The 13,248-nt window shown below is 67.9% G+C and carries 14 protein-coding genes and 1 riboswitch; of the genes, 7 read left to right on the top strand and 7 right to left on the bottom strand.

What is annotated here, in order from left to right:
• A partial coding sequence (locus AB1609_05195; protein MEW6045865.1) for an alpha/beta fold hydrolase occupies window positions 1-769 on the bottom strand: 769 nt, incomplete at its 3' end.
• 185 nt (window positions 770-954) lie between these two features.
• A riboswitch (cyclic di-AMP (ydaO/yuaA leader) is annotated at window positions 955-1,099 on the top strand.
• Window positions 1,100-1,201: 102 nt separating this feature from the next.
• Between AB1609_05195 and AB1609_05190 the strand changes: the two genes are divergently transcribed.
• The 7 genes from AB1609_05190 (at window position 1,202) to AB1609_05160 (ending at window position 8,666) form a co-directional block, all read left to right on the top strand.
• Window positions 1,202-2,782 carry an ABC transporter substrate-binding protein gene (locus tag AB1609_05190; protein MEW6045864.1) on the top strand — a complete coding sequence of 527 codons (1,581 nt, stop codon included), beginning with the start codon at window positions 1,202-1,204 and terminating at the stop codon, window positions 2,780-2,782.
• Window positions 2,783-2,798: 16 nt separating this feature from the next.
• Window positions 2,799-3,797 carry an ABC transporter permease gene (locus AB1609_05185; GenBank protein ID MEW6045863.1) on the top strand — a complete coding sequence of 333 codons (999 nt, stop codon included), beginning with the start codon at window positions 2,799-2,801 and terminating at the stop codon, window positions 3,795-3,797.
• Window positions 3,794-4,657 carry an ABC transporter permease gene (locus tag AB1609_05180; protein MEW6045862.1) on the top strand — a complete coding sequence of 288 codons (864 nt, stop codon included), beginning with the start codon at window positions 3,794-3,796 and terminating at the stop codon, window positions 4,655-4,657. The genes AB1609_05185 and AB1609_05180 overlap by 4 nt, the downstream gene beginning before the upstream one ends.
• Window positions 4,658-4,950: 293 nt before the next feature.
• Window positions 4,951-6,705: a carbon starvation protein A gene (locus AB1609_05175; protein ID MEW6045861.1), complete on the top strand. Its 1,755-nt coding sequence runs from the start codon at window positions 4,951-4,953 to the stop codon at window positions 6,703-6,705.
• 2 nt (window positions 6,706-6,707) lie between these two features.
• Entirely contained in the window at window positions 6,708-6,977 is a 270-nt protein-coding gene (locus AB1609_05170; GenBank protein ID MEW6045860.1) for a hypothetical protein, read from the top strand.
• Window positions 6,978-7,056: 79 nt separating this feature from the next.
• A complete protein-coding gene (locus tag AB1609_05165; protein ID MEW6045859.1) occupies window positions 7,057-8,022 on the top strand; it encodes a TRC40/GET3/ArsA family transport-energizing ATPase in 966 nt (321 codons plus the stop codon).
• Between the two features lie 11 nt (window positions 8,023-8,033).
• Window positions 8,034-8,666, top strand: a complete 633-nt coding sequence (locus tag AB1609_05160) for a hypothetical protein (GenBank protein MEW6045858.1) — start codon at window positions 8,034-8,036, stop codon at window positions 8,664-8,666.
• Between the two features lie 4 nt (window positions 8,667-8,670).
• On the opposite strand, the gene AB1609_05155 is transcribed toward AB1609_05160, so the two are convergent.
• The 6 genes from AB1609_05155 to AB1609_05130 form a co-directional block, all read right to left on the bottom strand.
• Window positions 8,671-9,105, bottom strand: coding sequence for a thioesterase family protein (locus AB1609_05155; GenBank protein MEW6045857.1), 435 nt, complete (start codon window positions 9,103-9,105; stop codon window positions 8,671-8,673).
• Window positions 9,106-9,290: 185 nt separating this feature from the next.
• Window positions 9,291-10,166 (bottom strand): succinate dehydrogenase iron-sulfur subunit, encoded by an 876-nt coding sequence (locus AB1609_05150; GenBank protein MEW6045856.1) that lies wholly within the window; start codon window positions 10,164-10,166, stop codon window positions 9,291-9,293.
• Window positions 10,166-10,540 carry a hypothetical protein gene (locus AB1609_05145; protein ID MEW6045855.1) on the bottom strand — a complete coding sequence of 125 codons (375 nt, stop codon included), beginning with the start codon at window positions 10,538-10,540 and terminating at the stop codon, window positions 10,166-10,168. Before AB1609_05145 ends, AB1609_05150 begins: the two co-directional genes overlap by 1 nt.
• A 13-nt stretch (window positions 10,541-10,553) precedes the next feature.
• Window positions 10,554-11,036, bottom strand: coding sequence for a succinate dehydrogenase, cytochrome b556 subunit (gene sdhC, locus AB1609_05140; protein MEW6045854.1), 483 nt, complete (start codon window positions 11,034-11,036; stop codon window positions 10,554-10,556).
• A 53-nt stretch (window positions 11,037-11,089) separates the two neighbouring features.
• A complete protein-coding gene (locus tag AB1609_05135) occupies window positions 11,090-12,802 on the bottom strand; it encodes a succinate dehydrogenase/fumarate reductase flavoprotein subunit (protein MEW6045853.1) in 1,713 nt (570 codons plus the stop codon).
• Window positions 12,803-12,916: 114 nt separating this feature from the next.
• The coding region (locus tag AB1609_05130; GenBank protein ID MEW6045852.1) for a DMT family transporter at window positions 12,917-13,248 on the bottom strand (332 nt) is incomplete at its 5' end.

The raw sequence follows: 13,248 nt of genomic DNA, 5'->3' as shown, positions 1-13,248 counted from the left end.
TGGCGGGCGCCGCCCCGGCATCGCGAAAGATGATCCGGGCCGTCTCCTCGCCGACGGTCCGGTCGCGGTCGCCGACCACGACGAGCATCAGCGTCTGGCGGGCTATGCGCCCGTAGTCCTCCAGAATGCTGGGCTGGCCGCGAGCAAAGGCCAGGGCCGTTCGGGGCGGATCCCCCGGCTCGACCGCCATCAGGGCCTTGGGCTGCGGCAGTCCGGCGGGCGCGGCCCGGGCCGCCAGGTTGGCGGCGATGACGCCCCCCAGCGAGTGGCCGACAAACGCCACGTACTCCAGGTCGGGCTGAATGCCACCGTCGCGCACCAGCGTTTCGAGCGCAGCTTTCACGGCGGCCTCAGCATGGTCTGTCATGGCCGGCGGCGGCGTGGCCAAGGTCTCCTGGTAGCGCGGGTAGATCACGATATGGCCCCTGCGAACCAGGTGCTGGATCCACCCCAGGTAGGGGTCGGGCACCATGGCGCCCCATCCATGCAGGAACACGACCACCGGCGCCCGGGTAGGGGCCGGCTCTGCCGGCTCGAAGATCCAGTACTGCTCGGCGCCGGTGCCGCCCACCCTGCGCCGAACGGCGCCATAAGGGTACTCGTGCCCGCCCGGGCCGTAGCCGGGCTGGACGGGCGGCGATGGGGCAGTCACCACGTCCGCTCCGCCGCCCTGGGCTGCTGCGCGGCTCTCCCGGCCCGGCGGTACTCTCCCGGGGGCGGCCAGCGCCACGAGGGTTGCGAGCAGGATGGCCAGGACCACAGCACGCACGCCGCTTCGGACCTCCCGCTGGGGAGTTTATGCTCGTCATACCTGTTCGGACGACCGCCAGCCTCGAACGGCCGGGAGCGCAGCACGGCTCTTCTCACCAGGTTTGACGGGCCGCCCCGGCAGCCGGTAAAATGAGAGAGCCGTTCCGGCGGCGACCATTCCAACACAGCGCGACCCTACGTGTGGCCACCAGATCGCCGAATCCGCCCGGTGCCCACCCGGGCGGAGCGGGGGACCCAGGTTCGGGGCGAATTCGGCCTGCGGGCCGATAGGGCGACCTCGGCTGCCCGAGCCCGTCAGCTAACCTCGCAGGCGTGGCAGAGGGGGCGAGCCCACGGGGCGCTTTTTCGCCCTGGGGTGCTGTCCCCGGGGTTTTTCTGTCTCATCGGGGCCGCGCAGGGCGCGCCGTGCCACAAACGGGGGTGCACGGGCATGCTCCGCGTGATTCGGCGGGTCCGTTTCGTCCTGGCTCTCCTTGTTTTGTCCGCCGTTGTCTGGCCGGCCGCGATGGGTATCTTCCCCGCGGCTGCCTCGGCGGCGCCCGCCGGGGACAGGGTGCTTCACATCGTTCTCGACGGCGCCAAGAGCCGGGAGGCCGAACTGCAGGCGGTGGCGGCATACCTCCGACAGGTCGGCATCGACGCCCAGGTGAGGGTCTGGGAGTACCAGACCCTGGTGGCCGAGGCCCAGAAGGGCACACGGGACGCCTACGCGACAGACTGGGGCAGCGCCACGTTCTTCCCGGTCGACCTGGCCATTCCGAAGTTGAAGACGGACGACCGGGGCAACTTCTCGTTCTATTCCAATCCCGAGGTGGACCGTCTCTTCGAGATTGCCTCCACCACCACCGACGCGGCCGAATCGAAAGCGGCCTACCTCAAGGCCCAGGAGATCATCTACCAGGACGCTCCCTGGATCTTCGGCTACTACCGGGACACGATAGAGGCGGCGTCCGCCCGGGTCATGAACTGGCGGCCTTCGGTGGATAACCGCACCAATCTCCACGACGTGTGGATCCAAGGCGGCGACACGCTGGTGGTGGCCATGCGGGCCGACCGCATCGTGACCTTCGACCCGGCGGACTACCGGGACCGGGACACCGAGACCGTGCTGCGCAACATGTTTGACGGGCTGGTCACCCGCACGCCCGACGGCGAGGTCGTCCCGGAAATCGCCGAATCGTGGGAGCAGCCCGATCCCACCACGTACGTCTTCAAACTGCGCCGTGGCATACGCTTCCACAACGGCGAAGCGCTCACCGCCGACGACGTCGTCTTCACGTTTGAGCGCATCCTGTCGCCCACGGGCCTGGACGGCCGGCCGTCGCCGCGCCGGGGCCTTCTCGGCCCTCTTTCAAAGGTGGAGAAGCTGGACGACTACACGGTGAAGATGGTGCTCGATAACCCGTTCCCGGCCTTTTTGCAGCTTCTCGTACACACCCAGATCGTCCCGAAGGATTACATGACCGACGTGGGGACGGCCGGATTCGTGCGCCACCCCGTCGGCGCCGGGCCCTTCAAGTTCGAGCGAGGACGCCTGGATGGCGACATCGTGCTTGAACGTTTCGACGGCTACTACGGGGGTTCGCCCGATCTGCCGCCGGTGGAGCCGCCCAGACTCAGCCGGGCGGTTTTCCGGATGATGCCCGAGCCGGGGTCGCGGGTGGCGGCGCTCCTGGCAGGTGAGGTTCACATCATTCACGAGGTGCCGCCCGACCTGGTGGCGCGGCTTGAACGGACCGGGGGCGTCCAGGTGAAGGTCGCTCCGGGCACCCGCCTTTACGAGATCGAGCTGAACACCCAGCGCTTCTCAGACCCCCGCGTTCGCCAGGCGCTCAACTATGCCATCGACTGGGAGGCCATCTTGAAGGGGCTTTACGGGCCTTACGCGCACCGGGTGGCCACAGCTTTCTTGCCGAGCGGGTTCGGCTACCACGAGGGCCTGAAGCCTTACCCGTACGACCCCGACAGGGCGCGGGCGCTCCTGCGGGAGGCGGGGTACGTTGTCCGGTAGGGCGGCCGGCGCCTGGATGCTCCGGCGGCTTCTTGCCGCCCTGCCCCTGGCCGTGGGCATCACGCTCGTGACGTTCACGCTGTTGCGCCTGCTGCCAGGGGATCCGGTTGACATTATGATGGGCCAGGCCGGCAACGTGAGCGAGGCCGAGATGCAGGCGCTGCGCAGCCATCTGGACCTCGACAAACCGTTGCCGGTCCAGCTCACGCGCTTCCTGCACAACCTGGTTCGTGGCGACCTCGGCGACTCCATCCGTACCGCCCGGCCCGTCTCCGAGCTGATCGCCGAAGCGCTGCCCGCCACCCTCGAGCTGGCGCTGGCGGCTCTCCTTTTCGCCGTGACGGTAGCCGTACCGGCGGGTGTGGTCTCGGCCGTTCGCCATCGTTCGGCGCTGGATCATGCGACCATGGGAGCGGCGTTCGTGGGGGTCGCGATGCCCGGCTTCTGGCTGGGGCTGGTGTTGATCCTGCTGTTCAGCGTGACACTGGGTTGGCTGCCCGCCTCGGGCCGGCTCGACCCGGGGCTCGACCTGCCCGCCAGGACGGGTCTCATGCTGGTCGACAGCCTCCTGGCGGGCAAGGGCGCCGCGTTGCGCTCCGCGCTGCGCCACCTCGTGCTTCCGGCCGTCACGCTCGGCGCCGAGCTCGCCGCCGTCCTCTCCAGGGTCGTCCGCGCCAGCATGCTGGAGGTTCTGCGAGCCGATTACATCCGGGTGGCCCGGGCCAAGGGGGTGAGCGGATGGCGCCTCATCGTAAAGCACGCGCTGCGCAACGCAACGGCTCCCGCCGTGACGGTGCTGGGGCTGCAGATGGGGGTGCTCCTGGGCGGCAACATGGTAGTGGAAACGGTGTTCGGCTGGCCCGGGCTGGGGCGGATGGTGGTTTCGGCCATCTTCGCCCGGGACTACCCACTGGTACAGGGCGCGGTGCTGCTGTATGCGCTGACCTTTCTGGGAGCGAACCTGCTGGTGGACTTGCTGTACACGCTCGTCAACCCGCGCGTCGCTACGACCTGAGCGCCTATCGCCGCGGCCTGCGCCGGCACCGGGCGGCCGCGGCCGGGGCTATTGTCCTTGCGGCGTACGTGCTGGTGGCCATACTGGCCCCAGCGGTGGCGCCTGTCAGCCCTGACCAGTTCGACCTGGCAGCCCGGCTCGCCCCGCCGTGGCCGCTCCCCGGCTGGTCCCCCGGGCACTGGCTCGGCACCGACGAACTCGGGCGCGACATCTTCTCCCGCATCATTTACGGGGCGCGGGTGTCGCTTGCAGTGGGCGTCCTCACCGTGCTGCTATCGGCCGTCGTCGGGACCGGTTTGGGGACTGCGGCGGGCTATTACGGGGGAACGCTGGATGCCTTCGTCTCCCGGGCCGCCGACCTGCTCATGGCCTTTCCGTACTTGCTGTTTACCATTCTGGTCATGGGCCTGATCGGGCCGGGCCTGGTCAATCTGGTGCTCGCGCTTTCGTTCAAGACGTGGGTCGAATTCTACCGGCTGGCCCGGGGCGAGACGCTTGCGCACAAGAGCCGCGAGTACGTCGAGGCCGCCCGAGCCATCGGGCGCTCAAGCGCCGGCATCTTGAAAAGGGAGATCCTGCCCAATATCCTCCCCACGCTTCTCGTCATGGCGGCGCTCCGGACCGGATACGTGGTGCTCATGGAAGCGTCGTTGAGCTTCCTTGGCCTTGGCGCCCCGCCCGGGACGCCGGCGTGGGGCAGCATGGTGGCCGCGGGGCGGGAACACTTGATTGGCGCCTGGTGGGTCTCCACTTTGCCGGGCCTGGCCATTCTACTTCTTGTTATGGCCATCAATGCCTTTGCAGAAGGCCTCCGGGACGCTCTGGACCCGCACGCCTTGAACGCTCCTGAGAGCGTTTGAGCCTCACCCATTGCACAGGACTGGCAACGACAGTAAGATAGCGGGCGGGAGCCAGAAATCGCTGCATTCGGCCGGTTTCAACGCGCTCGGGCTTGCAATCGGTTTACGATCTTTGCAGATCTGGTGCCTGTTTTGTCTGGTCCTCCAGCTCTTCCCGGCCCCTCCCCTGCGACTTCATCCTTCCCTCCCGGGTTCTCGAAGGGGGTGAGAGCGTTTTCTGACGAGAGCCGTTCGAGCCCCACGCAAGTTGCTCGGAGGGTCTCCGGAAGACAGCCTTGGAAGGAGCGAGCAGGGTGACAACGTGGTTAATCCTCCTGGCCATTGTCATCTACGGGGTATCATACCTGACCTACGGCCGCGGCCTTGAGCGCTCGGTGGTAAAGGCGGACAACTCTCGCCCTACCCCCGCCCACGCCATGTATGACGGCGTGGACTACGCCCCCGGCCACCCGCTGGCCATCTACGGGCACCACTTCGCCTCCATTGCGGGCGCCGGTCCCATCACAGGGCCTGCCATCGCCATCGTCTGGGGATGGTTGCCGGCGCTTGTGTGGGTCTGGTTCGGCAATGTCGTCATCGGTGCGGTGCACGACTACCTGTCCGTGATGGCGTCGGTTCGCAGCGAGGGCAAGTCGGTGCAGTGGATCGCCGGTAAGGTCATGAAGCCCCGCACCTCGGTCGTGATGATGGTCTTCATCTACCTGACCCTCATACTGGTCGTGGCCGCGTTCATGAGCGTGGCCGGCAACAACTTCGTGGCAAACCCTGAGGTGCCCACGGCGACGTTCCTCTTCATCGTGGGCGCCGTCATCTTCGGCTGGCTCTACTACCGCATGAAGGTCAACTTCGCCGTCGCCACCATCGTCGGGCTTGCCTTGAGTGCCCTGGCGATGTGGATCGGCTACGTGTGGCCGTGGCATGCGGCCTTCCACACGTGGATCATCGTGCTCATCGTCTACGCCGTCCTGGCGTCGAGCCTCCCCGTGTGGCTGTTGCTGCAGCCCAGGGACTACCTCAATGCGTACATCCTCTTCTTCGGGCTGGCCCTCGGCAGCATCGCCCTGCTGGTGGCGGTCAAGGACGTGACGATTCCCGCTTACACGATGTGGAGCGCTCCGGCGGTTGGCGGCGTGCCGTCGCCCTTCTGGCCGACCATCCCGCTCGTCATCGCGTGCGGCTCCCTGTCGGGCTTCCACTCACTGGTGGCCTCCGGGACGACGTCCAAGCAGCTTGACAAGGAAAGCCACGGACTTCCGGTCGGCTACGGTGCCATGCTGACCGAGGGGCTGCTTGCCACGCTGGTCGTCACCTCCATGGGTGCGTTCGCCCTGCCGGTTCTCAGCGGGGTGAGCGACAGGGTCGTGGCCCTGGGAGTCTCCCTGGAGCAACTGGCCGCCGACAAGGTCTACTTTGCCCAGAACCTCCTGAAGGCCGCCGGGCCCGTCGGCGGCGCTTTGGGGCTGTTTACCCACAGCTACGGGCACGCACTGAGCGACGTGTTCGGGCTTTCGACGAGGCTGGGGTCGCTGTTCGCCGGGCTTTGGGTGACGGCGTTCGTCATGACCACCCTGGACACCGCAACCCGGCTTGGCCGGTTCACCTGGCAGGAACTGCTGGAGCCGCTGCGCAGGTCGAGCACGGGCGCGCACAGGGTCCTGACGAACCGCTGGGTCGGCGGCGCCATCGTGGCGTTGCTCGCAGCCTGGCTTGCCTGGGACGGCGCCTACACGAAGGTGTGGTCGGCGTTCGCAGGGGCCAACCAGATGGTTGCAGCCGTCGCCATGCTGACGATGGCCATGTGGGTGCTGAAGGTGCAGAAGGCCGGCGGCTACCAGTGGGCCGTGACGGTACCCGGGTTGTTCCTGTGGGTCACGGTCTTCGCGGGCGTGCTGTGGTACATCTGGGCCGTGCCGGTGACCGCCGCCATCAAGGTCATCTTCGCCGTGATGGCCGCGCTGGCGCTGCTGCTGCTGGTTGACTTCTCGATATCCTACCGGGAGGTCAGAGCAGGCGTGGCGCCTGGCGTGGCTGCGGGGGGCGGGCGCTAGGGGTGCTGCGCCACGCGTTTGGCGCCGCGGCGAACGCGCTGAGCGCGTGGCTGCGCCAGCGGGCGGTGGGTTACATCCAGGTGGAGCGGCGGGAACTCGAGAACGTCTTCGCCGTGCTGGTGCTGGGGTCGTTCGTCGGGCTCCCGTCGCCCCCCACCCCGCTTGCGCTGCGGCTTTTGCCCGAGATGGGCCGGGAGCTCTGGGTCCTGAGGGCCCGCGCACAGGAGATCGATGACGCCTATGCGGAAATCGCTGCTCTCTTCGATCTTTAGGGCAAACGCCCAGCCTCGACCGGACGGCAACCATCCGGCCGGGGGCCATCCGCCCGCGTCGGAGGCGCTGGGACGCCTGTTGAGCGAGACGCCCGGCCGGCTGGCGGCAGGGCAGCCATACCTCCTCATGACCCTGGGCAAGGGCGGGACGGGGAAGACCACGGTGGCGGCGTCACTGGCGGTCGCGCTCGCCGAGCGGGGCTTTTCCGTGGTCGCCGCCTCCATCGACCCCGCCCACAACCTGGGCGACGTGCTGGACGTCAAGCTGGGGCCTGACCCGCAGCCGGTGGACGCCGCCGGCAGGCTTCAGGCGCTCGAGGTGGACACGGACCGGGCGCTGGAGCGGTTCTTGCAGCGGCAGGCCGACGAGGTGCGCGGCGCCTACCGCTACCTTCAGGCGCTCAACCTGGACGGCTACCTGCAGACGCTGCGCTACTCGCCGGGGGTCGAGGAACACGCCACCCTGGAGGAGATGAGCCGGCTCCTGGATCTGGCGCAGGCCCGCTGCGCCGACGTGCTCATCATCGACACGCCCCCGACCGGGCTCACGCTGCGGGTGCTGTCGCTTCCGACGGTCTCCGTCCGGTGGGCCGACCACCTGGCGGCGGTGCGAAGGGCCCTTCTGGAACGCCGCTTCGTCCTGGAACAGGTGCTGGGGCCGCAGCACGCTCGCGTGGGCGAAGCCGAACTCCACCTCGCCACCCGCGAGGACAACGACCCCATCAGCCAGATTCTCAAGAGCTACCGGCAATCCATGGAGACGCTGCGCCGGCGCCTGCAGGACGTCCACACCTGCGGCGTGCTGGCGGTCAAGAACCCCGACCGGCTCTCCACCTTCGAGACGGCCCGGGCGCTCGACGGCCTCGCAGCGTTTGGCGTTCCGGTGGCCATGATGGTAGTCAACAAGGCGGCCGGCGGGGAACAGGAGCCGGACGTCGAAGCGTACCCGTACCCGACCCGCAAGATTCCTGCGTTCTCGCCCGAACCCATCGGGTTCGAGGCCATGAGGTCGCTTGCCCCATTCTTGCTGGAAGGTGCGAGGTAAGGGTCACCGTAATGGACGCTACAACCGCCGCATGGCTTCCCTACATCGTCCTCTTCGCCGGGGCGACGTACCTGCAGTTCCTGTGGGGGCGCAAGGCCAACTGGCGCATCATCCAGAAGACCGCCGCCGAGTGCGAGGAGGCACTCAAGCCCAAGGACCAAAGCTACACGTGGATCGGCGGCGTCATCGGCTACCGGGCGGATTACGTGGTCAGGCGGGGCGACCTCAACCGGGTCGAGGCAACCCTGACGGCCCTGGCCCGGCACAGCCTCCTGTACTTCCCCATCTCGTGGGCGTGGAGACGCCATGACACGCTTTACCTGCTGTGGCGCCCCAACCAGCCGCTGCGGGCTCGCGCGCACCTATACCCGGCCCACTTGCGACTCTTCCATCCCCGGATCGCCGATCCCCACGAACTCAAGGAGGAGTGGATACAGCACAGGGGACAGCGCTACCGGCTGCTTTACAGCACCCCGGCGAGCCGCGACCTGCTCAAGCGCCTGCTGGAAGCCGCCGAAAGCCCGCTGGTGCGCCATCTCAGTATCAATCCCGACGAAGGGGCCGTTTACTGCCGCATGGCGGCGCGCCCCGGCCAGATTGCCCCGGTCGTGAGGCGCCTCGCCGGGGTGCTCGAGAGCCTCTGAGACTTCATGGCAGGCCGAGCTTCTTGCGCTTTTCGTCCAGGCGCGCCTGGAACCGGGCCTCGTCCACGATGAACCGTTCGTGGGTGGCCTCGCCCACCTTCTCCACCCCATCGAACGCCTCGACGTCGAACGTGAGCTTGCGCCCGTCCACCTGCACCAGCCGGGCCCGCGCCATCACCTCGGCCCCCACCGGGGCGGGAGCCAGGTGGCGCATCTGAACCGCCGAGCCCACCGTGGTGAGCCCGGGCGGCAGGTGGGCCCGGGTGGCCTCGAAAGCAGCGTGCTCCATGAGCGCCAGCAGGGCCGGGGTGGCGAACGCCTCCACCGCGCCGCTGGTGAAGGCCGCCGCGGTCTTTCGCGGGGTCACCTTGACTCGCGCCTCTCCATCGAGCCCCGGCTCAATCCGCCATTCGGGTGTCGACATGCCAGCAGATCCCACCCTCCCTGCCTTCTTCTCACGGCCCCAGGTTGCGCCAGCGGGGCTTCCCCGCCCCCACCCGACAGGCGGCCGAGCGCCGCCAGCAGCGGTACCGCCCGCATCAGGTAGGTGCCGGCGCCGGCATGAACGGCCACCGGCATGAGGCCTCCGGAACGCTAAGCCCGGCCTGAGGTGGCGAGCCCTCCTCAGACCGTTGGAGGCGGCGCCTGCGGCCGCTTGCTTTCGTCGATGACGCTCTTCGGTTCTTCGACGATCGGCGCCGGGGCGCGGTGGGCCGGCCCCTTGACGAGGGTACGCTTCATGAGCTGGATCCCGAGCGCCGGGTCGACGCCCTTCGGGCACGCCTCGCTGCACGCCCCGGCCAGGTGGCAGTTGAAGATGCCGTGGTCCGTGGCGATCACGTCGAACCGCTCCTGCCACCCGCAGTCCCGGGTATCGGCGGTGTAGCGGTACGCTTGTGCCAGCGCCTGCGGTCCGAGGAAGAGCGGATCGGTGGCCGCCGTGGGGCACGCTGCCACGCACAGGCTGCACTTGAGGCAGTAGGCAAACTGGAGGTAGCGCTCCATCTCCTCGGGCGTCTGGCGGAACTCGCGCGTCGGCGACGCCATCTCCGCCTCGTCGTCCCGGATGATGTACGGCTTGATCGCCCGGTGGTGCTCGAACGTGCGGGAGAGATCCGGCACCAGGTCCTTGATGACGTCGTGGTTGGGCAGGGGCGCGACCTCGATGACCTGGCCAAGTTCGCCGACCTGGGTCTGGCACGCAAGCCTGGGCTTCCCGTTGACGTACATCCCGCACGAACCGCACACGCCCATGCGGCACGAGCTGCGGAACGCAAGCGAGCCGTCCTGGTGCTCCTTGATGGAGACGAGCGCATCCAGCACGGTCATTCCAGGCGCGGTCGGCACGCTGAACTCCTGCCAGCGAAGCGCCTTGTCCTTCTCCGGGTCAAAGCGGGCGACCCGGACGGTGATCGTCGCGGCCGCGGCAGCCCCGGCCGCCTCCGCCTGGGCGGGATTCGCCTCGGCTACTGCTGTGGAACGGCTCGACGTAGATGCCATCAAAGCGCCCCTCCCATGCGGGTGGCCTGCAGGATGCCCCAGAGCCCGTAGATGAAGACGGCAAGCCCGAAGACGACCACCAGCGTGTCGATGACCCGTGTGGCCCGGCGGGAGTACCACACCTCGTGCAGGATCCGCCGCGTGCCGTAAAGCCCGTGGTAGAGGGCAAAGCCCAGGAGCAGCACGTACAGCACGTTCCACCAGGCGCTGCCCGCTCGGCCGGCCACCGATGCGAAGTCGCGGACGTTCTCGCCGACAAGGCCCAGTCCGGTCAGGATCTTCTCGTAGTGCTGCACGCCCATGTGCAAGGACAACAGCACGATGAGCGCCAGGGCCGAAAACAGGTGAAGCTGCCACAGCCTGGTTTCCCGCAACAAAAGCGCCCCCCTACCTGACCACGATCTCCCAGAGGCCCACGGCGATGGAGACGGCGGCGACCATCATCAGCACAACGGTGAGCGGGCGCTGGCGCCGCAGGGCTATGGGATACGGATAGACGGGTTCAGCCGGCCTGCCCAAAGTGAAGCCCAGGTGGCCCAAAAGCAGCCGGATGCCGTTCAGGGCGTGGAAGACAAAGGCCGCCAGCACCAGAAACTCACCGAAGCGGAACAGCGGCGACGACAGGGCGGCCATCGTCCGTGCCCAGACCTCCGGCCCCTGGAGCCGGCTGCTGGTCACCCAGACGTGCAACGGCAAATAGAGCACCAGCCCCAGGCCTGCCACGCGGTGGAGAATGTAAAGATAGCGCTCGACGGGATACCGCCCGGCGTAGACCCACCCCTTGAGTCCGAGGCGGTTGGGCAGCCGTTGTGGACGCGCCGGATGGGCCTGCGGTGCTTGAGGAGCCTGCGTTTCCAGCCGGCTTGCCATCGGTCAGCATCTCACCTTCCTGCGACAGTTGCCCTCTTCGCTTGAGCTGACGGCTAGTACTTGCGCTCCACCGGCTTCCAGGTGGTGATGTTGACGGGGATGTACTCCAGCCGCGGCCCGCGCTCGGTGTGGTAGGCGAGCGTGTGCGCCAGGAAGTGTTCGTCGTCGCGCCCGGGGTAATCCCGGCGGGCGTGGGCGCCACGGGACTCCTTGCGTTCCAGGGCGCCGAGCACCACCACTTCGGCGAGATCCAGCATGTTTTCGAGTTCCAGGGCGGAGACCAGGTCGGTGTTGTAGACCCAGCTCCGGTCGTCCAGCTTGATGCGCTGGATGCGATCCTTGAGGGTCCGCACCTCGTCGAGCGCCTCGCGCAGGCCCTGCTCCTCTCGGAAGACGCCCACTTTCTCGTCCATCACCTGCCGCAGGCGGGCCCGGATGTCGTAGAGGTTTTCGTCGCCCCGGCTTTGGAGCAGGCGCTCGAGGCGCGCCTGCTCCTCCTCGGCCTCCGCCATCGGGGCGTCGGCAACCGTCTTCTGGCCCTGCGCGAAGCGGGCGACCTCCCGCCCGGTGATGGATCCCCAAACCAGGCATTCGGCCGTGGAGTTGCTGCCAAGGCGGTTGGCGCCGTGCAGCGATACGCACGCAGCCTCGCCGGCGGCCCAGATGCCTTCCACCGGCGTCTTGCCGTCAATGTCGGTGTGAATGCCGCCCATGGAGTAGTGGGCTGCGGGCCGCACAGGCAGCGGCTTTTCGATGGGATCGATGCCGTTGAACTTGATGGCCACCTCGCGGATCAGCGGGAGGCGCTGCTTGATGCGGTCCGGGCCGAGGTGGGTCAGGTCGAGTTCGACGTAGCCCAGCCCGCTCAGGTGCTCGAAGCCGCGCCCCTGCTCGATTTCGATGGTTTCGGCCCGGGCCACGATGTCGCGGGGCGCAAGTTCCATGAGCTTGGGCGCGTGGTCTTCCATGAAGCGGCGCCCGTTGCGGTTGCGCAAATACCCGCCCTCGCCCCGGGCCGCCTCGGTGATGAGGATGCCGGACGGTACGAGGCCGGTGGGGTGGAACTGCACGAACTCCATGTCCTTCAGGGGCAGCCCGGCCCGGTAGGCCATGGCCATGCCGTCGCCCGTGACCGTGTACGAGTAGGTGGTGAACCCGTACACCCGCATGAACCCGCCGGTCGCAATGATGAGCGCCTTCGCGCGGAAGAGGGCGAACTCGCCGGTGGTCAGATCCCAGGCGGTGAGGCCCGCGAAAGCGCCGTCTCGCACGATGATCCGGGTCGCCATCCACTCGTCGTAGCGGGTGAAGCCACCGAAGCGCTGGATCGTGTCGTAGAGCGTTTGCATCTCGAAGAAGCCGGTCTTGTCCGCCGCGAACGTGGCACGGGGGAAGCTGTGCCCGCCGAACGGCCGCTGGTTGATGCGCCCGTCGGGGCGGCGCGACCAGGGGATGCCCCAGTGTTCCAGGCGGAGGACCTCTTTGGGCATGGCTTCGACGAAGCGCATGACCGCGTCCTGGTCGGCCAAAAAGTCGCTGCCCTTGACCGTGTCCCAGGCGTGGAGCTCGGGGCTGTCGCCCTCCTCGGGGCGCAGCACGGCGGCCGTGCCGCCTTCAGCGGCGACGGAGTGGGCCCGCATCAACTGCGTCTTGGATACGATAGCGAGGTCGACGCGGCCGCCGGTCTGGTGGAGCACCTCCAGCCCTGCCCGGAGGCCGGCGAGACCGCTTCCCAGGATGAGGACGTCGTGGGTGTAAACGCGCAACGACAATAGCCCCCCTCGTGGCAGGTCGAGGCAGCCCACCGGATTTCACGGTAGTAGCCAAAACGCTCAGGGAGTAGGGACTAATGTCCCTACGTTGGCACGGTCGTTACAGGATTAACCTGACGCTGCCTCGCTTTCCGCCGCCCTGCCGGCCCGGGGACGGGCGGGCCGGGCGGTGAGGTAGACGCCGGCCATGACGGCCGCCGCGCCTGCGAGGTGAGATGGAGCGAGACGTTCGCCCAGGAAAACGACGGCAAGCAACGCCGTGAAAACCGGCAGAAGGTTGCCAAAGACGGAGGCCGTCCCCGCGCCTACCCGGCTCACCCCTTCGCCCCAGAAGAGGTAAGCAGCGGCAGAAGCCAGCACGCCGATATAGGCCAGTGCCGCGGCCCCGATCCACGGCTCGGGGCCCTTGGCCGCGTCGACGCCTTGGATGAGAAGTGCTG

This window comes from Bacillota bacterium (genome assembly GCA_040754675.1).
Lineage (GTDB): Bacteria > Bacillota > Limnochordia > Limnochordales > Geochordaceae > Geochorda.
This window is presented reverse-complemented; position numbering and strand designations above follow the sequence as displayed.

Bases quoted from the DNA above. Each gene is read 5' to 3' on its own strand.
- AB1609_05150 (MEW6045856.1), bottom strand. From the start codon at position 10,166: ATGGCATCTACGTCGAGCCGTTCCACAGCAGTAGCCGAGGCGAATCCC.
- AB1609_05160 (MEW6045858.1), top strand. From the start codon at position 8,034: ATGGACGCTACAACCGCCGCATGGCTTCCCTACATCGTCCTCTTCGCC.
- sdhC (MEW6045854.1), bottom strand. From the start codon at position 11,036: ATGGCAAGCCGGCTGGAAACGCAGGCTCCTCAAGCACCGCAGGCCCAT.
- AB1609_05185 (MEW6045863.1), top strand. From the start codon at position 2,799: ATGCTCCGGCGGCTTCTTGCCGCCCTGCCCCTGGCCGTGGGCATCACG.
- AB1609_05190 (MEW6045864.1), top strand. From the start codon at position 1,202: ATGCTCCGCGTGATTCGGCGGGTCCGTTTCGTCCTGGCTCTCCTTGTT.